This window comes from Paraflavitalea sp., assembly GCF_059502485.1.
The window spans coordinates 2,615,914-2,638,755 of sequence record NZ_JCACET010000008.1 but is presented as its reverse complement, the minus strand read 5'-3'; the positions used below and the strand labels follow the sequence as shown (position 1 = coordinate 2,638,755).

The following is a 22,842-nucleotide window of genomic DNA, read 5'->3' as shown; positions in this document are numbered from 1 at the left end:
CCTTTTAGTCTTTTGTCTTTACATTACGGCTGCCGTCTTCCTGGATAAAATAGCGGAAGGTGAAATAAGGGGAAGGCCAGTTGAGATCGGTCACCACTTCCGGGGCGCCTTTGTACATGCTGATCAATTGCAGCTTGCCATACCGGTAACTGCTGGCGCCGGTTACCGGATCGATGCGTTGAAGGCGCAGGTAAAAAGCCCGGTAAGGAAAGGGCTGCGCAATATGTGTGGTACTACTGTATTCATACCAGGCATTCACTCCCTTGCCATATTCCGATGCGTATCCTATTTGCATATTTTCCGGCGGCACCGCATCGAATACCGCATCAGGAGGTGCTTCGTTCATAAACTCGTAGCCATACTCATACATTACCACGGAGGTCTTCGTCAAAGGGCCTCCATAACCGGGATTGTTTTTATAGCCGGCATTGTTAAGCCAGATGACGCTGTTGAAATTATCGGTGAAGGCAATATCCCAGGAGGCGTCTTTCAGGTAGCGGGCCGAGTCGGCCGCATCACGGATAAACTGCTGCCGGCCATCGCTGAAGCGGAACAGGAACATGCTGTATTGACCGGTTTCTTTACCGCTCTTGCTGTACTGCACCTGGATGAAATTGGTGTTATCGCGGTAGTTGGCATCATTCACCATCAGTACCCAGGCTTTTCCATTGTATTGATAAACACGCTGGTTGTCGTTATCGCGATAAGCCCAGTTTACTTCCGGATTGGGCGGGGCCGATTGAACAAATCCCCGCCAGTTGATAAATATGCTATCGTTGGCAGCAGTTCCTTTATCTCCGTCAATATCCATCTGGTACCACACACCACTGCGGAAAATGTATTGGTGATTATCTGCGGTATTGGAATAAGCTTCGTTCTCCCGGGCGCCGACAGGATGTGTACCTGCATTGTTCAGCCATACGACGTTACCTTCTGTATTAACGTCGACACCCCGCGCAGCATTGATCATCTCCTTGCCCCAGGGCACGAAACGAATGGAATCGGTCCATGAAGCACTGTAATAGCGCTGCCGCAGATACGTGTCGCCTGCTTCATAATTATCTTCCCATCCATCGGAGGCAAGGGTATCACCCGGCAGGTTGTATATCACCTTGCTATGGCTGTCTTCATAGTTCACCATATTATCTTCCAGCTTATAGCAGGAAGACAACCATAGGGCTGCTCCTGCTATAAGCCAGTAAACGGATCGATTGCTACGCATCATCATTTGCTTTCTCTATTGCCTAATTAGAAACTCCGCTGAATATGAGGTTATCAAAACGGTTCGAGCCAAAAGGATCGGAATCCATCGTATTGCCATCAACAGTTATCCTGATGTACACATTGGCAGCATTGTTGAGCGCCGTGACCGCACTGAAATCCAGTTGCTGCAACGACCAGTCAAGCACGTTCATGCCGGTGATCGTTTTGAAATCTGTAAAGCTGGCACCATTGGTACTGTATGATATCTTGTAGGTAGTGAAACTCGTAGGCTCTCCGCGCGTAGCAAAGTTTACTTTCAAATTTCTGATACCAGTGGTGGACACTTTGAATACCATTCCCTTCGTGTTGGCGGAGGGGCCAGCCATGACTATAGAGCCATTGGGAAACGCCACCGGGCTCGGTCTGTCATCGCCCAGAATGTTGCCGGAGTAGGAAACAACATTAGTACCGATGGTGAGGTTGTCGGAGCCATTGGTGCCATCGAAGTACAGTGTACCAGTGCCTACGTCTGCTGTTATTTGTTTAACGGTTGGCTGCACGCCACCTCCCAGTGCATCGAAATGCCAGGCAGCAATTTTAACGGGGGTTAGTGCACCTATGTACAACTTGTCGGTAGCGCTCGGGTTGAAAAATCCAGTACTTGTAGATGGTACACCATTAGCATTGTACTTTGGATAATACACAACGGTATTACCGATATAATAATCAGCGTAATTCTGTGCATTGTCGGGCATCTTGAATTTCAGGGTATTGCCTACCTGCTCGATATCGGTGATCTGTAATTGTGCCGTAGAATTCGTCGCAGGAGGTTTGATCAGATTCAAAACGATCCGGGACACTTTTCCTCTGTACCAGTTGTATACAGCGCCATTGAGACCATCATCGACTTTAATGGTCACCACATCACCGGGATAATATTTTGCAGGACGGTTTTCCAGTGAGAGATAAGTGCCCAGTATAAGCGGCGCGCCGATCCACCCGGAGCCTGCATTGATGGTTTGCTTGCCAACCACCAGCTTGAAATTGTGCCGGCCGGTATCCATCGCAGCAGTATAAACAGGTAATCCAGCTGACAGTGTCACTGAATTGATAAGATCACGCCGCAACGTCATATCAAATTCAAAACCATCTTTCACGCGCTGCGCATACAGCCTGATAGCAGATGTGTCTCCGCCCGTCAGGAAGTATTGCCCGGTGATCCGCATCAAAGTCGTGCCCGACCATTGCAGAAAATCTGCATTGGCGATACTGGTAACAATGGGAGGCGCTTGCCCCAATACAAATTTCAACTGGTATTTGCGTGTGGTACCATCTTCGGCAGTAACTGTATAAACAGGCGATGAGGCCGGAGAAACAGCCGTACCCGACGCGGGGGAAATGGTAGCTCTTTCGGACACGATGATGGAAGGCGTAATGCTTTCCGGCAACTTTGCTGAAGCATCCCAATAAACGAATACAGTGTCTTTGATAATAACACCTTTGATGGTGTCATTCGCATAGCCTTTCAGCGCAAAACGTTCGATATTGTTGTAAGGGTATTTAGTATACTCTTTGTCTTTTTTACAGGAGATGACAAACAGTGCTGCGCATACAGCGATTGTCATGAACAAAAAAGTATGGGTCCTGAGCTTTTGCATATAGTAATCTAAAAGGGTGAGTAATGTGATTTATTTCGGAAGGACGTAGAGCGTGGAAGCAAGTCCCAGCAGGTTGTTGTTGCCCCAGCCGGTCCAATCTTCAAAATCGAAATAGAACTCTGTACCAGCATAATAGATGATGTAGCCGGTGTCGATAGAAACGCCATTGCTTTGATTGCCCTGGTAAGTGCCGACAGGAATATTTTCCGGGAAGATCACCCACACTTCAGAACGCGTATTCTTAACTACCTTCAGCTCGATGGGCGTATCCATCATGCTTTCCGGTAATGTTGCCGGGCGGGCAAGCAGCTTTGACTTATTGAACTTCATGTACACGCGTTTAAGTCCTGCATTTACGCCATTGTAAGGATCATGCGTATTACCGGTCTTCACAGCAAACTTAACAGTGTCTCCCACATGCAAGGTTGATTGTATAGTAGACAGGCTGCCGAAATAAGGCTTCCGCAGGATAAGGCGTATAGCAGGAAGATCGGCCGTACGTCCTTGTTGTTCCATACGTATATCGTAATAGCCGGTATCAGCTTCAATGGAGGTTTGCACCAAAGCAGTATAATAACCGGCCGCATCGGTGGATACGCTGAGCGTCTTGAGCAGGTCATTCACTACCCTTCCCGATTTTCTGTGCGTAGCGGTGAATTTGATATTGGTACTGGTAGATTCGAAATTGCCCATGATATAGACTTGCCCGCCCAATACCTTATCGATGGAGGAAACATCATCTATCTTTTTGTTGGTGTAATCATACAGATAACCCGCCACCAGTTTGGGTGCATAGGGTTGCAGGCCGATGATAAGCTTGTATTTCCGAACAGATGCATCATCACCCAATACGCGGTAAGTATAATCCTTTGTGGTTACTGGTACTGGCTCCACGCCTCCATCCAGGTTGATCTTGTTACCGGCGGCATCGATCAGGCTGGCGCCTTCTTCCAGCGTTATTTCCGGAACGAGGTGGTCGATGCCGGAGTAATAAGGCAGATACACCGTAATGGTGCTATCGATATTGTCAACCGCACCTTGTAAAGTATTGGCGCCATTGGTGACTGAATACGTAAGTATCCTGTTTTTGGAGACTTTCTCCAGCGGTATGATCTCGGTCTTCTTACAGGCCGTAAATCCTACGGCCACAAAAGTCATCGATACCGTAAAAAATTGTAAGTATTTATTTATCTGCATGGTTGGGTAGATTTTACAATGAATTATTTGACGGGCATCTTGGGGAACGCATTGACACCAATGATCCTGGAGAGATAGACAGCATTGCCGTACCCATCCTTGAAGTACAGGACAAAGCTGTTGGGCGCACGGTCAACTGGATAATCCGGCAGCTTGAACTTGATCGTGCTATCAGTTTGGGTAAGCGCCGGTGCTTCAAAGGAATAATTCTCAATCACCAGTTTAGAGAACTTCTTTGCATACCACTTCACCACGTTGCCATTGTGCTCATCCGCTATGCGCATGGTAATGCTATCACCTGCTGCCACTGCAACGCCCGCATCCTTGAAGGATACTTTCAACAGATCGGTGTAGCTGATATCGGGAATGCGGATCGTAACTGCCTTCGTATCAGAAACGCGGTTGCCGATCTTCACCCATACTTTATGGGCTCCTGTGTCGAGCAAAGGGGTGTACGTGGGCAGGTTGGCCGTGATGTTGGTCATGGTGAGTTTTGTTGGATCGATCGGCAGGTCAAACTCAAAACCGTCTTTAAGCCGTTGGGCATACACACGTACGTCGGCAGCAGTACCTGCCAGGAAATATTCACCGCTGATCGTTACCGTAGTGCCAGATATAAAATGGAGGTTGGCCGGATTGATTGATGATATCTTAGGTACCGGATAATTGATCACCGGCTTCAGGCGATAGGTTTGGGTAGTACCATCTTCAGCAGTAACTGTATAAACCGTGTTGACATTGAAAGCTACTTCGGCGCCGGAAGCAGGAGAAATCGTAGCATCGGGCGACACCACGATCACCGGGCGGATGGTGGCAGGCAGTGTTGTTTCTGCTGCCCAATACACCACAATATTTCCCTCATTGATCACTGCGTTTATTGTATCGCCGGCATAACTTTTCAATGAAAAAGTTTCAATCTGCTTATATGGTTTCTTCTCCTGTTCATACTCCGTCTTTTTACAGGAAGGCAGCAGGGAAAACATACCCGTCATCAGCACTACTGCTGTTATCAGTAATCTCTTTATCGTATTCATTACTTATTGATTGTTTGAAGGGAAGGTTTATGGTTTGGGGTTGATTGTAAACAGGCGTCCGGTGGTGGCCAGCATATTGTTCTTGCCCCAACCTGTTTCATTGTTGAAGTCGAAATAGAAACCGATGCCCGGGAAGTCGAGTGAGAAGGCGTATATGTAGGAGCCAACAGCGCCGGCGGGCACATCCGGGAAGATAGCTTTCACTTCTGTACGGGAGCTGCTGACGACCCTCATCTCCAGTTCTTTTCCAAAGAGATCATTGGGGAAGGTAGCGGGATAAGCGCCGCCGAAATTGAAGCCTGACTTCACAAATTTCATATATATGCGCTCCAGCCCCAGGAGGACACCATTTTGGGTATTGTTGGTATTGAGCCCGATGACGGAGAATGTAACGGTATCGCCGGCAGCATAGGCAGCAGTGGACTTAATATTGGTGAACTTGGGTTTCTGGTATACCAGGTGCATGGGAGGCAACTGTGCCTTGCGGCCCTGGTGTTTTATTTCCACATCGTAATACCCACTATCAGCATAGGCCGAAATGTCGACCATCATTGTATAATAATTTGAACCGGGGGTTACCTCATAAGTCTTCAACACATCGGTATAGACCTTTTTGGAAACGCGGTGCGTAAGTGTAAATTTTGCCCCTGCGCTGGTAGAACCGAAGTTGCCATAGATGGGCATTCTGCCATATACAGACTTGTCGATGCCGGTAACATAATTGATGATAGAACCACCTGGTGTGGTAAACAGGTAACCTGCCTTCAACGTATCAGGATGTGGTGCAATCTCGATGACAAGTGTGTACCGGCGTTTTACACTGTCCCTTCCCATTACCTGGTACAAATAACCGGTAGTATCTAATGGAACAGGCAGAATACCTCCGTCGAGGTTGATCACATTATTAGCTGCATCGAGCAGTTTGGCATCTTTGTCTATTTTGATGGTGGGCACCAGCACATCTACTCCTACATAATATGGAACATAGAGCTTGATCGTATTGCTGATATTGTCGATAGCGCCCAGGAGCGTGTCGCCGGCATAGGTCATCTTATATTCAAGGATCGTATTGTTGGAGGCACGTTCATAAGGGACGAGTTCCGTTTTCGTACACGACAGTGCAGTCGCGAAAAAACATATTACCAGTAAGACCTGATAAAAACGGGAAAGGGTCGCAGGTTGCTTCATAGCGTTTATTATAGAATTATAGCTTTATAGTTAGTTTAGAACGGTTGACCATGAATCCGAAGCGGCGTTCATCTGCTTTCACCACTACATACCGGAAACTGTAGGCCGGCATTTTAATATTCTTACCTCTGCGCATCTCCATCGGGTCCAGGATGCCGCCGTACATGCTTTGTGTCTCCATCTTGGCATAATTGCCTTTGGCTGTTTTGATAATGATAGTGCGTGGCCGTAGGGGATGTACGTTCTTAAAAGTTTCTACAGTACGCTGGGAAAGACAATACATCATGTGTTGATAGGCGTTTACTTCCGCCTGTATAGCAGGATCAGGGTTATCGATATCTTTCATCTTATCGGGCCTCAAAAAGTTGCCAAAGAAAGTATATACCACATGCCCCAGCGGAAGACCAAAAGCGCCCTGGTCATCCAGCCCTGTTGAGCCTGGATATTGAAACTTACTGTCGTCGGGAATCTGTGTCACATCATCAAAAGCAGCATCCAGCACTACCAGGCCACCAATGGCCGATGTGCCGTAGCCAAATCCGGCGCGGCTTCCGTTGTTGCCGGAGATCGTGCTGCGGTACATGCCGCTGAATGAAATATCCCAGCGGTCGGTGCTGCGGTATCCAATACCGATAGAGCTGAATCGTTCAAGGCTGAAGAACATAGGATCATCAGCATCCAGTGGTTCATGACCTGCGGGGAGATGGGCGCCCAGATCCAATACCTGTATCTCGCGGTTGAAAACGGAATCGCTCGGTGGAACATCGGCTTCCCAATCCGATCCGTTAAGGTCATAGACCTTGCCGCATGAACTACCTAACAGTATGATCGTAATTGCCCAGATGATAATCCTGTATGTCATAATTGCAATCCTAAAATTGGATGTGCAAAGGTTGATGGAATGGTTGACCATACAGGGAGAACGTCTTACCCCATACGGAATAATTGTAGGAAATACATATATTAAAGTTTCGGCGAACGATTGTACAAAACAACGATGCCTGTATAGGCGTGTTCGTTCTATACAGGCATTGTGGTGGAGAATAATAATGTAATGTAAAAGCTGTGCTACTTTTTTACAGCAAAGAAGAAGAGCGCCAGCCAGAACAATCCTTTTACGAGGAAAAAGAGGAAGCCCCAAAAGCCGAGCCGCTTTATCCAGGCCATCATCCGTTTATTTCTTTCATTGCTGGTTTTCATATAATATCTTTTCAGACTATTTATTCGCTGATAACCTGGTAAGTCCTGAAGTCACTGCTCATGGGCGCCGCTTTTCCTTCTGCTTTCGCTTTGGCAAGGTCTTCAAAGCCACGTTTATGTCCCTGACGGAAAGCATCCGACTTTGTCCAGTCCTTAAAAGCGGTTTCGGTTTCCCAATAGCTCACGATCAGGTAATCGCCGCCATCCTGCAAGGGACGCAATACGTGCATATTGATAAAGCCGGGCATCTTGTCGATGGCATGGGCCCGGGAGGCAAAAAGTTCTTCGAAACGCGGGCGGTATTCTGCCGAACAGGAGATATAATTAACTGCTACAAAGTGTTTGTCCATGGGTGTAAATTTTATAGGGCGAAAATAGGATTGTCACAAAACTGTCACAGCGCCTTGACGGAGAAGTTTTTACCTCAAACGGAGTTTTCGGGGGGCGCCGGATGGTGCTGGTGGGTTATCCCCAATTCGGTGTTAATCCGCTCCTAAAGCTGATATTTATCAACCACTCGTCAATTCATTGGTACTGAATTTGCTCAACAAGGGGGATTACCTAATTTTACACCCGAATTACGCAGGCCCTGAGAAAGTTTTGGAAAATATCCCGGACCGTGCTGCTGGTACTGATCGCTCTGATCTTACTGGCCTGGCTGGCCGTCCAAACAACTCCCGTCCAAAACTGGCTGGTACACCAGGTTACCAAACGTCTCTCTAAGGATCTCAAGACTACCGTTCAGATCAAACATGTTGATTTTGCGTTATTCAACAAAATGGTGCTGGAAGGCACGCTTATCAAGGACCACCAGCAGGACACGCTCCTCTATGCTGGCGCCATCAAGGTAAATATCACTGACTGGTTCTTCTTCAAAGACAAAATAGAGCTTAAATACATTGGCCTCGAGGATGCCGTGATCCATTTGCAGCGGCAGGATTCCATCTGGAACTATCGTTTCCTGTCTGACTATTTCAGCGGTCCCAAGGACACTACGGCTAAAAAGGGCAGCATCAATCTCGATCTAAAGAAAGTAGAGTTTGATAATGTATCTGTGCTGCAGCGTGATGGCTGGCGCGGCGAGGACATGACCATGCAGTTCGCCAATCTCGACATCGATGCAGAAAAGCTGGACATGCAGCAGCGGCAGATCAGGATCAATACGCTCAATATCGACCAACCACTGTTTGCCTTGTACAACTACGAAGGCAAGCGCCCTGATTCGCTGCGCCCCAAATACAAGGAAGAAACTTTTGTGAATGATCCCAAGAACCTACGCTGGAATCCCGGCAACTGGGACATCCTCATCAATGAGGTAGTACTGAAAAAAGGAACCTTTAAAAGTGACAGGCAATCTGATGATGCGTTGGTAGCGCATTTCGATGCCAGCCATATCAACTTCAATGATATCAATGCCAACTTCAAACAGGTAACGTTCAAGCAGGACTCTATTACACTGAGCATGCACCTTACCACGAAGGAACGCAGCGGGCTGGTTGTAAAGCGGCTCGATGCCAGTGTATTGATGCATCCCGAGGCTATGGAGTTTCATGCACTGAATTTGCAAACCAACCGCAGCCGCCTGAACAACTACTTCGCCATGCACTACGATACGTTCGATGACATGGGCGATTTTGTTTCCAAGGTGCGTATGGAAGGAGACTTCGATGATGCAGAGCTCGACAGTGATGATATTGCTTTCTTTGCGCCTGCGCTTCAGGACTGGAAAAAGAAGATACGTATCAGCGGAAAGATCAAAGGGCCTGTAGATAACCTCACCGCGCGCAAACTGATCATCGAGGCCGGAAAGAATACCTACCTCAATGGAAACATCAGTATCAAAGGTCTGCCAGATATCGACAATACTTTCATCGACTTCGTGGCCAATGATTTCAGGACCACCTATCCTGATGCTATTACTATTGTTCCGCAATTAAAGACTGTTCAGCAACCAAGGATCGATAAACTGGAGTACCTGCAGTTCAGGGGCAACTTCACCGGCTTCATTAATGACTTCGTTACTTATGGTACCATCCACACCAATCTTGGAACTATCGTGAGTGACCTCAATATGAAGTTCCCGGAAAAAGGGGCGCCTACTTACTCCGGTAAATTAAGGACTGACAGTTTTCACCTGGGTCCTTTTGTGGATGTGGCGCAGATCGGCAAGATCAGTTTCAATGGCGGCATTTATGGTATTGGCATGAAGGCCAACAGCCTCAACGCAAAACTGGACGGGGTGATCAAGTCGCTGGAGGTAAGCGGTTATAACTATCAAAACATTACTGTAAAAGGAACTGTGGCCAAGCGGCTCTTCAATGGAGAGCTGACATCGGATGATCCCAATCTGCAGTTCCAAATGATCGGACTTGTAGACCTCAGCAAGGATATACCGCAGTTCAATTTCGACGCCAACATTACCAAAGCTGATCTGAAAATGATCCGGTTAATGAAAGACAGCGTGGAAGTAGCCGGCAAGTTCCGTTTCAACTTCAGTGGTGACAATATCGATAACTTCTTCGGTACAGCCCGGGTATATGAAGCGTCTGTATTCAAGAAAGGGAAACGTATCTCTTTCGATTCGCTGAACGTGGAATCCAAGACCATGGGCACCAACAAAGTGATCACCGTGCTCAGTAATGAGTTTGATGCGGCACTCGTAGGTCAGTTCTCTATCCGCGACCTGCCTATCGCCTTCCGTACCTTCCTGCATAAATACTATCCCAGTTACATTGGTGAAGGACGCAGGCCCATCCAGTCGGATGAGAACTTCAGCTTTGTGGTTACCACCAAGAAAGTAGATGAGTATCTCGACTTCTTCGATAAGAACCTGAATGGTTTCAACTATAGTACTGTTACGGGCCGTATCAACACCAAGGAGAACCTGCTCGACCTGAATGTGGAGGTACCGCAGTTCAGTTATAAGAACGTAGCTTTCTACAACGTGGTGTTGAAGGGAACGGGTAACCTCGACAGCCTGAAGCTGGAGAATTCCATTGCAGATGTATACATCAACGACAGTCTGCACTTCCCTGGTTCTACTATCAACATCAGCTCGGCCAACGACGTATCGGATATTACGCTTAAGACAAGCGCCAGCCAAACGCTCAACTCTGCCAATGTAGTGGCGCGTGTGCAAACCATGCCTAAAGGGGTTCGCATCGTATTTAATGAATCGCATTTCGATGTAAATGGGAAGAACTGGGTGATCGACAAAAACGGAGAGCTGGTATTGAGTGAAGAGCTCGTTACTGCCGATGGCGTTAAAATATACAGTGGTGACCAAGAGATCCTCGTGACCACGCAGCCTTCGGATATTGGCAATACCAATGATATCAAGGTAGACCTGAAAAAGATCAATATTGGCGACTTCGCACCTTATATCACCAAGGCTACGCGCCTGGAAGGATTGTTGAATGCCACTGTGGACATCATGAATCCTTTTGGCAAGATACAGGTAGATATGGCGGGAGAGGCTGAACAGTTCAGGTTTGAAAATGACTCGCTGGGTAAGATCCAGCTCAATGCCAACTACAACCAGCGCACCGGCGCAGTAAACTTTGCGGCATTGTCCGATAACAAGGATTATGTATTTGATGTGAAGGGGATATACAATCTGATCGATAGTACGAACAGCAAAGTACCGCTGGACGTTACGGGCAACTTCAAGGATACCAAGATCGACATCCTCGAAAAATACCTGTCGGGCGTATTCAAAGATATTACCGGTTTCGCTACGGGTCAGCTCAGGATCACCGGACCTACCGACAAATTACAATATCTCGGAAAAGTGCAGTTGCGCAACGGCACCTTGCGTGTCAACTACACCAACGTGCTGTACAAGATACCGTCTGCCTCCTTCGACTTTAAAGAGGACCATATCAATTTTGGTTCGTTTGCCATCAAAGATGAATATGGTAATACAGGCACCGTCAGCCGCGGTATATTGAAGCACCAAGGGTTCGATGACCTGGATTTTGATTTTGCCATGAACACCAACAAGCTGCTGGTGCTGGCAACCAATAACACTGGAAAGGACCCTTTCTTTGGAACTGTATTCGCCAAGGTAAACATGACCCTGAAGGACAGGCTGGAGGATATGAAGATGGATATCAGGGGTGAGCCGGCAGATAGTTCCAAGCTCTATATCCGTTCTGGTGGTTCACAACAAAGCGGGGAAACTGATTATATCCGATGGAAAGTGTATGGACGCGAAATGCAAAAGGTGAGCTCTTTCAATGAAAGCAACCTTTCTGTAACGCTCGATGTGACTGCCAATAACTACATCAACATGTATGTGATATTGGATGAGCTGACCGGTGACGTGATCCAGGCCGTAGGGCATGGCAACCTTAAGATGAAGGCCGCCAGCGATGGTGACTTCTCCATCACCGGCCGTTATGATATCGACAGGGGTAATTATAATTTCAACTTTCAGTCGCTGCTGCGCAAGCCGTTTACGCTGCGTCCCAATGCTGGCAACTACATTCAATGGCAAGGTGATCCGTATGGTGCTACGATAAAGATCGACGCAGAATATGAGGCGGATAACGTACGTTTCAGCGACCTCGGGCTTGATGCTTTTTCCCTGCAATCAGGCACCAGTTCCAACAGTAGCAGTATCAACAACAACGTACGTAAATACCGTGGCAGGGTGATTGTGGTAGCGACGCTGAAAGATCAGCTTATGAAGCCCAAGATCAGCTTCCAGATAGAACTGCCCCAGGGTAGTGCCCTGAAAAACGATGCTGATGCATTGGCCATCTTACAGCGTATCCAAAACGATGAGAACGAACTGAACAAGCAGGTAGCTTTCCTCATTGTATTCAACAGCTTTGGTCCACTGTCTACTTCCAGCAACCAGGGAGCATTGGCCAATATTGCATTTGAGGGTGTGGTGATCAACAGCATCTCCGGCGTATTGTCTAATGCGCTTAGCCGTCAGTTTTCCAATATCTTCCAGACCATCTTCAATGATAAAAGTATCAAGGTCAACTTCAATGCGCAGATATACAGCGGCTCTAATTTTATCGATAATGCGAACCAGAACAGGCTGAACATCGATCGTACCAACCTGAACTTCAACATCGGTAAGAGCTTCCTGAATGAGCGGCTTACGTTCACTTTCGGCAGCGCGCTCGACTTTGGGCTGAGTTCTCAGCAGGTACAGGCTACCCAGAATCTGCAGTTCCTGCCGGACATTACCGCCGAATGGAAAATGAGGGCGGATGGTAAAGTGGTATTGACTTTCTTCTACCGCGATTCTTATAATTATATGAGTGGTGTGGGCGCCCGCCAGAACCGCTCCGGCGCCAGTATCAGTTACCGCCACGACTTCGAGCGGCTGGGCGATATCTTCCGCAATGAACGCAGAAGAAGGGAAAAGGCTGAACAAAGGCAGAAAGAAAAAGACTCTACCAGCGTATCTGCATCCGATAGCACGAGGAATGATACTGTAGGGAATAAATAATAGCAGTTAGCTATTAGCTTTTAGCCATTAGCCAAAAGCTAATAGCGCATTCTTATCCTTTCAAAATCTCGTGACCTAATTTATCTCTCTTCGTAGTAAGGTACTTTTCATTGTGGGGGTTGGGACAGATCTCAATGGGTACTGCTTCCACGATCTCCAAACCATAGCCCAGCAGGCCAGCCCGTTTCTTAGGATTGTTGCTCATCAGGCGCAGTTTGGTAATATCCAGTGCCCGGAGTATCTGGGCGCCGATACCATAGTCGCGCTTATCCATGGGGAAGCCAAGGTGCAGGTTTGCTTCAACGGTATCGTATCCGTTCTCCTGCAGCTTGTAGGCTTTCAGTTTATTCACCAGCCCAATGCCTCTGCCTTCCTGGTTCATATATATAATAGCGCCTTTGCCTTCTTTCTCTACCATCTCCATTGCTGTGTGGAGCTGATCGCCACAATCGCAACGCATGGAACCGAGGATATCGCCGGTAAAGCAGGAAGAGTGTACTCTTACCAGTACCGGCTCATCGTGTCTCCACTCTCCTTTTACAAGGGCCAGGTGTTCTAAACCTGTCATCTTTTCGCGGAAGGCAATGAGCTTGAAATGTCCCCATTGTGTAGGCATGTCCACGCGCACGATCTCTTCGATCAGGCTATCCTGCTTCAGGCGGTATTCGATGAGGTCTTTTATGGAAATGATCTTAAGATCAAACTTCTTAGCGATCTCCTGCAGTTCGGGCAGGCGGGCCATAGAACCGTCTTCGTTCATAATCTCCACCAGCACGCCTGCGGGTTCGAAACCTGCCAGTTGGGCCAGGTCAACCGTTGCTTCTGTGTGTCCTGCACGACGCAATACGCCACCAGCCTTGGCACGTAAAGGGAAGATGTGGCCCGGGCGGCCCAGGTCTTCGGGTTTGGTATCCGGATTGATCAGGGCCTGAATGGTCTTGGCCCGGTCGTGGGCAGAAATACCGGTTGTGCAGCCATGTCCCAGCAAATCGATCGATACGGTGAAAGCTGTTTCATGAAGGGCGGTATTATTATTAACCATCAATCCCAATTGCAATTCTTCGCAACGGGTTTCCGGAATTGGAGCACAGATGAGGCCACGGCCATGTTTGCTCATAAAGTTGATCACCTCGGGGGTCACATTACGGGCTGCAGTCACAAAATCGCCTTCATTTTCACGGTCTTCATCATCGACCACAATGATCATTTTCCCGTTTTTGATATCCTCAATCGCACTTTCTATAGTATCGAGCATGGAGTAAATTTGAGCAAAGTTACTAAATAAGGGTACAAATTTCAAGTTACGTATGCCGGAAGCATTGCCTGTAAACAATTGATTAACAAATAGTTTAAGAGATTATTCAGCCAATAAGTGAAATCGTGTAATCTCAGCCATCGCCGGCAGGCATAACTGTTTGTAACTGATTAGTATAACGCCATTCAGGAGGAAAAGGTTGCCGGGCGGCGGTATCGTGTATTATACCTGTATGAACGTGCAGCACTTTTCCTACAGGCTTTGCCTGTATAATGGCTTTGCCCCCTTGCTACTTTCCTGTGAATAACCTGTGCACCCAATTTTAACTTTTCCTTTTATTTTCTGTTACATTTGTCGCATCGCCCTAAAAACCTGAATCCTCCCTTGAAACTCTCCACCAGACCGACCAACAGGCTTTTATCAGACAGCAACCCTTAGCATTTCAGACCCTATCTGTATCGATGAACAACGAAACTGTTAACCCAAGGGGTTAAGGCTTTTTCGCATGCCAGCAGTTCGTTGTATCCAACATTGGAAATCAAACATGCATATATGAGTAAATCTATGATTGCCTTGCTGTTGTTACTGGCCATAGGAATCAGTACGAACGTGGTAGCGCAGGTTACCACCAGTAGTATGACGGGCGTTATTAAAACAGATAAGGGAGAACCTCTGGTTGGCGCTACCATCACCTTAAAGCATGAACCCACGGGTTCCGTATTCACCGTTTTGACCCGGACAGGCGGCCGTTTCGATGTCGCCAATATTCCTCCCGGCGGTCCTTATTCCGTCAAAGTTTCTTATGTAGGCTATTCCGAGTTCACAAGAGGAGATATCAATATTCCTTTGGGTGAAAAATTCGACTTGCAGGCCACTCTTGCAGGCGCCGGCGCCGAACTGACAGCCGTAACGATCAGCGCGGGCCGCAGAAGCACCACGGTGAAAACAGGTGCCTCTACCAACATCAGCAACAGGCTGGTACAGAACCTGCCCAATATTTCCCGCAGCTTAACTAACCTCACCCGTCTTACACCACAAAGTAATGGGAACAGCTTTGCCGGCATGAACAACCGGTATAATAATATAACCATCGATGGCTCCCTGTTCAATAACAACTTCGGCCGCAGCGGCGATGGCATGGTGCCCGGTGGCGCCACCTCCGCCATCTCTATCGATGCGTTGGATCAGATACAGGTGAACATTGCCCCTTATGATGTGCGCCAATCGGGATTCGTAGGCGGCGGCATCAATGCCGTAACGCGCAGGGGTACCAATAATTGGTATGGCACCGTATATGGTTATTACCGGGATCAAAGCTTCAATGGAAAAAAAGTAAAAGGTCAAACTGTTGCCAACGACGACAGGTCGACCAAGATCTTTGGCGCGAGCATCGGCGGCCCGATCATTAAAGACAAGCTGTTCTTCTTTCTGAACTATGAACAGGAAAAGAGAACGCAGCCCGGCCAAACATTCGTAGCCAAAAACAGCGCTGCTGATGCAGGCCCCAACGTAACGGGCGTATTGAAAAGTGACCTCGACAATTTAAGGCAATATCTTATTACCACTTATAAATATGATCCGGGTGAATACCAAGGTTATGGATTCGAAACAGAGAATAAGAAATTCCTGGGCCGTGTAGACTGGAACATTACTTCCAAGCACCGTTTAACGCTGCGTTATACGCAGTCGGAAACAGATGATGACGATCAGATCAATGCTTCCAGTACCGCCTCCCCTATTCCCCGTATCGGTGGTAATAGCCGCAGGGGCGGCCGTGCTACCGGCGGTATGGCTTACACCGGTTCCAACTTCAAGAATAATGTAGTGGTAAAATCAGGTGTGGTAGAACTGAACTCCAACTTCAGCACCAAGGTCACCAATCAGTTGATCGGTTCTTACACCGACAACCAGTTGAAACGTGATCCAAACAGTACCGCCTCTTTTGTAGATATCATGCGCGATGCTGATAATGTGTACATATCATTTGGTACCGATCTGTTCTCGTACCTAAATAACATCAGTGATAAAGCACTGAATATCGCCGATAACGTTACGCTCAATCTCGGGCAACATACTGTAACGCTTGGCGCCAGCTACGATAACATGCAATTTGCCAACTCTTTCACCAGTGGCGCAGGCCCGAGTTACTACCGTTATTCATCGCTGGCATCTTTCCTCGCCAACCAGGCCCCTACTTTCTTTTCGGTGGCTTATGATCCTACTAACCGACTGGGCATCAAAGTTCCGGAAGCAAAGTTTGCACAGCTGGGCATCTATGCGCAGGATGTGTGGGCACCTTCTGAAAAGTTCAAGCTTACTTATGGCTTGCGTGTTGACCTGCCTTTCTATCCTTATAAGCCTGACAGAAACCCGGCATTGGAAGCCATTACCTTTAAAGATGAGAATGGCAACAATGAGAACTTCGACGTAAGCAAGTGGCCTAAACAACGACCCCTGTTCTCTCCCCGTGTAGGATTCACTTATGATCCGGAAGGCGACAAGTCGATCATCATACGTGGTGGAACCGGCTTATTCACCGGCCGTATTCCTTTCATCTGGCTCGTAAACCAGGTGGGTGATAATGGTGTGATCCGCGGTCAGTTCAACGCAAGCGCCGCACAGTTGGCCAACATCCGTTATAATATAGACCGCACTGCTTATATTCCTGCGCAAGCCGATATTCCACCGGTAGGCACCAGCATTCCTTCTGGCCGTCCTTCTTACAGTGCAGTTGATAAGGATTTCAAATTGCCACAGGTGTGGAGGAGCAATCTGGCAATGGATAAACGCTTTGCCGGTAATTATGTGTTCACGCTCGAAGCGATCTACACCAAACAGGTCAACAATGCTTATTTCCGTAATGCCAACCTCGGTGCGCAGAACGGAACACTCGGAGGCGCTGCTGATAAAAGGCCTTATTATAATCTACGCCTGAACGACAACATCGGTCAGATGATCGTACTGGACAACACCAGCAAAGGTTACAGTTTCGCGTTTACAGCACAGTTACAGAAGTCCTTCTCACAAAACTGGGAAGCTGGTATCGCGTATACTTACACGCTCGCAGAAGAAGTAGCCATCGGCAGCAGTGACCAAAGTGCCAGCGGTTTCAATACCAATAACATCATCTTCAATCCTAACAAACCTGATCAGGGACCATCCAACTATGCGGTGCCGCATCGCGTAGTGGCTAACCTGTCTAAACGTTTCAATTACTGGGGTGGCAGAACTGCTACTACCATTGGTATGTTCTACAGCGGACAACCGCAGGAAAGATATACTTACCGGTATGGCTCTGACATTAACGGAGATGGTCAGTCTAATGATGTGCTCTACATACCCAAAGATCCTTCCGAGATACAATTCGTAGAGGGCTTTAAGGTGGGCACCAATACCTATACTGCCAAACAACAAAGTGATGCCTTCTTTGCTTATATCGAAAACGACCGGTACCTGCGCAAGCATAAAGGCCAGTACATGGAAAAGTATGGCGCCTTGCTTCCCTGGTCGCATAGCCTCGACGTTAGGGTGATGCAGGACTTCACTTTGCGTACCGGCGAAAGAAAGCATACGCTGCAGGTGAGCCTGGATATCATCAATGCGCTCAACCTGATCAATTCCGAGTGGGGATATCGCTACCAGTACACTTTCGGGACTTTCCAGGATATGGGCGTATTGGGGCTACCTACATCGGGTGCGAGCTCCAACAATACCGGCAACGAGGCTTTCAACAGGGCCAATCCCAAGTTCACTTTCAACCCTGCCAATTCAAAAGGTTTCCAACCCAACTACTCTACCGCCAGCACGTGGGGACTACAATTGGGTCTTCGTTATATCTTTAATTGATTGTAAATAATAGCAATACACCACACAGGTGGGTTGCCCTTGATGGGCGGCTCACCTTTTTTATGCAATAATTATTTTTTGATTTACGTGCAGCAATTAAGATTCATCCATTGCCTGTGGAAAGCGTGACGCCATGCGGACTGCATGGCATCACCACATGGAGCAATTCAGGGTAACTGGGTAGTGTTCGATTCTTAATAGACTGTGTAAAAAACTAATAGCACAGGGTTCGAACAGTCTGTTTTTTTAGGCTACTTTTGCCGCACGCTGATGCATACTATAGCCCCTTGAGAACTCTCCAAAACGGTTCTTGCTACGATGAAATATTCGGGCTTCTTTGCCATGAAACATGATGTGTATTATTACAGCAAATTAATTATTTGATAATACATTGTTGCCTTTACAGCAACAGGGATCATTGTTTCTTTGACACCAGAAATTAAACATGCATATATGAGAAGATCACTCACTCTATTTTTTCTTGTCCTTATCGGACCCCTTGCCTTATGGGCTCAATCAAATTCCCCTGTAACCGGCCGCCTGGTAGATGCTGATACCAAAGAAGCTATTGCCGGCGCTTCTCTCTCAGTTACAGCGGGTTCTAAAAAGCTTAATCTTATTTCGGCTATTGATGGCCGCTTCACTTTCGTAATCACTGAAAAAGCTACGCTTGTTATCAGTTCTGTTGGCTACCTCGCTAAAACTGTAGAGGTAGAACCAGGCGCCAGCCTTGGCGAGATCAGCATGCCTTCCAGCCAGGTAGCGATGAAAGAAGTAATCGTAACCGGTAACATTGCGATCGACCGGAAAACGCCTGTAGCTGTTTCTACTATCCGCGCTGCAGCCATCGAAGAAAGGATCGGCAACAAAGAGTTTCCTGAGATATTAAGAACAATGCCAGGCACTTACATCACCAAATCTGGTGGTGGTTTCGGTGACTCCCGTATCAACGTGCGCGGATTTGCTCAAACCAACGTAGCTGTAATGATCAACGGCGTACCCGTAAACGACATGGAGAACGGCGCTGTTTACTGGAGCAACTGGGCTGGTCTTTCCGATATCGCCAGCAGTGTTCAGGTTCAACGTGGTTTGGGTGCTTCCAAACTCTCTATCGGTGCAGTAGGTGGTAACATCAACATCGTTACCAAGGCTACAGAAATGGAGAAAGGTGGACAGGCCGGCGTTACTATTGGTAACGATGGCTACCAGAAATATACTTTTGGTTACAACACCGGCAAAAACGAAAAGACCGGACTGGCGCTGTCAGTGCTCGCTTCTTATACCGCAGGTCATGGTTATGTAGCAGGTACTGCCTTCCAGGGCTGGAACTACTTCGCCACCTTAGGTTGGGAGATCAACGACAAACACACCATTACGCTGACTGCGACTGGTGCTCCTCAATGGCATAACCAAAGAAGTGCCGGTATCTCTTACGCTACCTTCTATGGTAACCCCAACGATGCAACTACCGTTGTTCGCGGCGCCAAATACAACGATTCCTGGGGCTATTACCACAGAGAAGAGTTTAGCTGGAGCAAAAACTTCTACCACAAGCCTGTAGCCAATCTGAACTACTACTGGAAAATAGATAACCGTACTGATCTTAGTGCAGTATTGTATGCTTCACTTGGCCGTGGTGGTGGCACCGGCAATATTGGTTCTATTCCCAACGGTTCTGGTTCATATACTGGTTTCACAGTACCTAAAGATGCTAATGGTCTGATCCGTTTCGATGATATCGAAAGATGGAATACAGGTGTTGCTCAGTATCCTCAGATCGGTACAACACCTTTCAACCCCAAATGGCCTACTGCAGGTCAGTATCAAGGTCAATACGTAGCTGACTTGTCTGGCAATGGTATCATCCGCCGTTCATCCATGAACGAGCACAACTGGTATGGCGCTATTGTCAATGTTACACGCGACATCAACTCTGCTATCTCATTTAATGCCGGCCTGGATCTGCGTTATTACAAAGGCCTTCACTACAGGAGAATTGAAGACCCGCTGGGAACAGCTGCTTATTTTGAGAACAAAGACCTGAACAATCCTAATAAATATGTATCGCCTTATGACGCCGATGGCACCATCGATTATAACAATGACGGTCTTGTAAAACAAGTTGGTGGTTATGTATCTGCGGAGTACAACAAAGACAAATGGAGTGTATTCGCAGCTGGTTCATTGTCAAACACTAACTACCAACGTATCGATCACTTCCTGTACGACAAAAAGACGAACCCGATCTGGGAGTCTGACAAGAAGAACTTTACTGGTTTCATCGCAAAGGGTGGTGCTAACTACCGTATCACGGATCAGCACAACGTTTTTGCCAACGTTGGTTACTTTGAAAGGGCGCCTTTCTTCAATACCGTTTGGCCCAACAACAACAACGTAGATATTACCAAGAATATCACGAACGAAAAGATCTTCAGCACAGAGCTGGGATATGGCTTCAGGTCTAAAATATTCAGCGCCAACGTGAACCTGTACAGAACAGAATGGAAGGATAAGAACTTTATCCGCAACTTCCCTGATCCAGTATCAGGTCAAACTTTCCGCGCCAACATCGCCGGTATGGTAGCCTTGCACCAGGGTATCGAGATAGAAACTACCGTTCGTCCTGTGAGCAAACTGGAAATCCAGGGTATGCTGTCTCTGGGTGACTGGAAATGGAAAAAGGATGTAACTACCGATGTATACAATGACAACAACGACAAGATCGGTACTGTTACCTTGTATACCAAAGACCTGAAAGTAGGTGACGCGGCTCAAACTACTGCTAACCTGAGCGCTACTTATGAGATCTTTAAAGGTCTGAGGATAAGGGCTTCTTATTTCTATGCTGATAATCTTTACGCCAACTTTACTCCTGAGAGCAGGTCAGATGCCACTCAGTCTGGCATACAGCCCTGGAAGCTGCCTTCTTATGGTTTGCTGGATGGTATGCTTTCTTATACTGTAAAGGTTAATGGTAAGAAGGTTACTTTCCGTCTGAACGTAGACAACATTTTCGATAAAGAATATATCGCAGAATCAACAGGTGATGTAAAATATATTCCTCAAGGCCAAACTGGCTATAATGCAAAAGACTTCGTTATTGGTGACAAAGGCTCTGGTTTGAACAACCGTGTTTATCCCGGTTTCGGTACAACCTGGACACTGGGCGCCAAAGTGAACTTCTAAAGATTGATGATTGTATCTAATGCAAAGAGGCTGTCTCGCAAGAGGCGGCCTCTTTCCGTTTTATCAGGTGGGGGTACCCGCTATTATTTCTGCCCAAAATGTATTATTATAGCGGCAGTAATTTAAAACCCAACCATGAAACCACCCTTTAAACCCGGTATTGCAGTATTTCTATTGATCGCGTTATTTACCAATATTCATTGTGAGAATGGCAACAAAGACGTTGTAGAGAACAGCATCATAAAGATCATTACGCCTGACCATCTGCTAACTGAAAAAGCCATTATAGAGCCACGCACCTACAAGTACGAGACTTATGCAGCACCTTTTAAAGCAGCTGCCCTCAAAAATATATCTGAAATGAGGTTCCTTTCCCGGAAAGGGGATATTAAAGGCCTGGGCTTCAGCATAACGATTTACAATTATGCCAATAACCGCTCCGCAGCAGATAAGTTCAAGGAATTGGCTACCGTCAAAACCACCGGTGATGAGGGTGGAATTTTCAGCAAAGACTATGATTATGTTGTAAAGCACGAGAACTTATTGATCAGGCTCGATGCCGGATGCCGATACTCCGAAGCATCGTGGGCTGCGTTGAAAGCACAATTTTTAACGACTATCAAGACGCCTCAGGGTGAAACAATAGAATGTTTTTGTGGAGGTAATTGTAAGTAATAAATATTAGGGTACAAGTACGCCCCTTCCGAAGCCAGGCTTGCGCCAGCTGAGTTATTGACTATGAATTAATTAGACTCCTACAGTATTAGAAAGCAGTAATTGAAACACAGTTCCCGTTTTAGTGAAGTGCGCCTTTAATATGGCGTTGACATAAAGCATCCATTCATCATCCCTTCAGGAAACCGGGAGTAGCCTTTCCGGGGCACAAGTACGCCTCGCTCGGATCCTGGCTGTATACTTACGCCAGTTAATAGAGTAGCCCGGCATGACCAGGATCGGAAAGCCTTTGAGGCGTTTTCGGGCAATCCGGACAATTCGGACAATTTGGCCTAAAATGGCCTATACCTGTTGCCCGGGTTGATGAATATAATTAAATTCAGGTATATAATCTAGTTCCCATGGCAAAACAAATAGCCGGACTCTGTTTCCTTGAAGGCACCTTCGATGATATTACCTTCTATAAAATGGACGGGCAATACTATGCCCGCGTTAAAAGTTCCCTTTCCTCCGAAAGAGTAAAAAAGAGTGCCGAGTTTAGAAAGACGATGGCTCATGCAGAATTGTTGGTTCGCGCTTCCAAAATCGGCTCACAAATATATAAGTCGCTGCCACCCGGCTGGCGACAATTTTGGATGTACCGCAGCTTTACTGGCGAAGCTTTTACTTTATTAGAGAAGAATGCCTACAACGACGAAGAAGTAAAACAGCTTTTGTGGACATGTTATGTTGAATACTGGGAGCAAAGCAAGGTTGTTGATCCTGATAATCTTATCTGGCAGCCCAAGCTTAAGAAGATAAGAAAGCGAAGAAAGTACAGCGATGAATCTATACAGCGTCTGTTGAAACGCAAAGGCAAAGATGGCAAACCTAAATGGAGAGACCCGGAGGAGGAAGAGCGGAAACGGCAGCACAAAGCGATGAATGATG

The 22,842-nt window shown here is 47.1% G+C and carries 13 protein-coding genes; 4 read left to right on the top strand and 9 right to left on the bottom strand.

The genetic code is table 11. From position 1 onward, the window contains the following. Nucleotides 1-4: 4 nt before the first annotated feature. From AC5JBY_RS13270 to AC5JBY_RS13235, 8 genes are all read right to left on the bottom strand, one after another. The gene (locus AC5JBY_RS13270; RefSeq protein WP_495905080.1) at nt 5-1,222 is read right to left on the bottom strand and encodes a hypothetical protein; all 1,218 of its coding nucleotides are present in this window, start codon (nt 1,220-1,222) and stop codon (nt 5-7) included. A gap of 22 nt (nt 1,223-1,244) precedes the next feature. Next, nucleotides 1,245-2,828: an SGBP N-terminal domain-containing protein gene (locus tag AC5JBY_RS13265; protein WP_495905079.1), complete on the bottom strand. Its 1,584-nt coding sequence runs from the start codon at nt 2,826-2,828 to the stop codon at nt 1,245-1,247. 63 nt (nt 2,829-2,891) lie between these two features. Then, the gene (locus tag AC5JBY_RS13260) at nt 2,892-4,058 is read right to left on the bottom strand and encodes an SGBP N-terminal domain-containing protein (RefSeq protein ID WP_495905078.1); all 1,167 of its coding nucleotides are present in this window, start codon (nt 4,056-4,058) and stop codon (nt 2,892-2,894) included. Between the two features lie 23 nt (nt 4,059-4,081). Further along, the gene (locus tag AC5JBY_RS13255; RefSeq protein ID WP_495905077.1) at nt 4,082-5,092 is read right to left on the bottom strand and encodes an IPT/TIG domain-containing protein; all 1,011 of its coding nucleotides are present in this window, start codon (nt 5,090-5,092) and stop codon (nt 4,082-4,084) included. A gap of 27 nt (nt 5,093-5,119) precedes the next feature. Continuing rightward, nucleotides 5,120-6,280: a hypothetical protein gene (locus AC5JBY_RS13250; protein ID WP_495905076.1), complete on the bottom strand. Its 1,161-nt coding sequence runs from the start codon at nt 6,278-6,280 to the stop codon at nt 5,120-5,122. Between the two features lie 16 nt (nt 6,281-6,296). Next, complete coding sequence (locus tag AC5JBY_RS13245) at nt 6,297-7,142, bottom strand: hypothetical protein (RefSeq protein ID WP_495905075.1); 846 nt, start codon at nt 7,140-7,142, stop codon at nt 6,297-6,299. A 206-nt stretch (nt 7,143-7,348) separates the two neighbouring features. Further along, nucleotides 7,349-7,480 (bottom strand): hypothetical protein, encoded by a 132-nt coding sequence (locus AC5JBY_RS13240; protein WP_495905074.1) that lies wholly within the window; start codon nt 7,478-7,480, stop codon nt 7,349-7,351. Nucleotides 7,481-7,500: 20 nt separating this feature from the next. Continuing rightward, nucleotides 7,501-7,830 carry an antibiotic biosynthesis monooxygenase family protein gene (locus AC5JBY_RS13235; RefSeq protein ID WP_495905073.1) on the bottom strand — a complete coding sequence of 110 codons (330 nt, stop codon included), beginning with the start codon at nt 7,828-7,830 and terminating at the stop codon, nt 7,501-7,503. Between the two features lie 269 nt (nt 7,831-8,099). On the opposite strand from AC5JBY_RS13235, the gene AC5JBY_RS13230 reads away from it, so the two are divergent. Beyond that, entirely contained in the window at nt 8,100-12,950 is a 4,851-nt protein-coding gene (locus AC5JBY_RS13230) for a translocation/assembly module TamB domain-containing protein (RefSeq protein ID WP_495905072.1), read from the top strand. Between the two features lie 52 nt (nt 12,951-13,002). Here the strand turns inward: AC5JBY_RS13230 and AC5JBY_RS13225 are convergent, their stop codons facing one another. Beyond that, nucleotides 13,003-14,205 (bottom strand): bifunctional 3,4-dihydroxy-2-butanone-4-phosphate synthase/GTP cyclohydrolase II, encoded by a 1,203-nt coding sequence (locus AC5JBY_RS13225; RefSeq protein ID WP_495905071.1) that lies wholly within the window; start codon nt 14,203-14,205, stop codon nt 13,003-13,005. Nucleotides 14,206-14,757: 552 nt separating this feature from the next. Here AC5JBY_RS13225 and AC5JBY_RS13220 point away from each other — a divergent pair. The 3 genes from AC5JBY_RS13220 to AC5JBY_RS13210 all read left to right on the top strand — a co-directional run bounded on the left by AC5JBY_RS13220 (nt 14,758) and on the right by AC5JBY_RS13210 (nt 21,912). Continuing rightward, on the top strand, nt 14,758-18,051 hold the full coding sequence (locus AC5JBY_RS13220) for a TonB-dependent receptor (protein ID WP_495905070.1): 3,294 nt from the start codon (nt 14,758-14,760) through the stop codon (nt 18,049-18,051). Nucleotides 18,052-18,504: 453 nt separating this feature from the next. Further along, on the top strand, nt 18,505-21,237 hold the full coding sequence (locus tag AC5JBY_RS13215) for a TonB-dependent receptor (RefSeq protein WP_495905069.1): 2,733 nt from the start codon (nt 18,505-18,507) through the stop codon (nt 21,235-21,237). 135 nt (nt 21,238-21,372) lie between these two features. Continuing rightward, nucleotides 21,373-21,912, top strand: a complete 540-nt coding sequence (locus tag AC5JBY_RS13210; RefSeq protein ID WP_495905068.1) for a hypothetical protein — start codon at nt 21,373-21,375, stop codon at nt 21,910-21,912. The last annotated feature ends 930 nt before the right edge of the window (nt 21,913-22,842 follow it).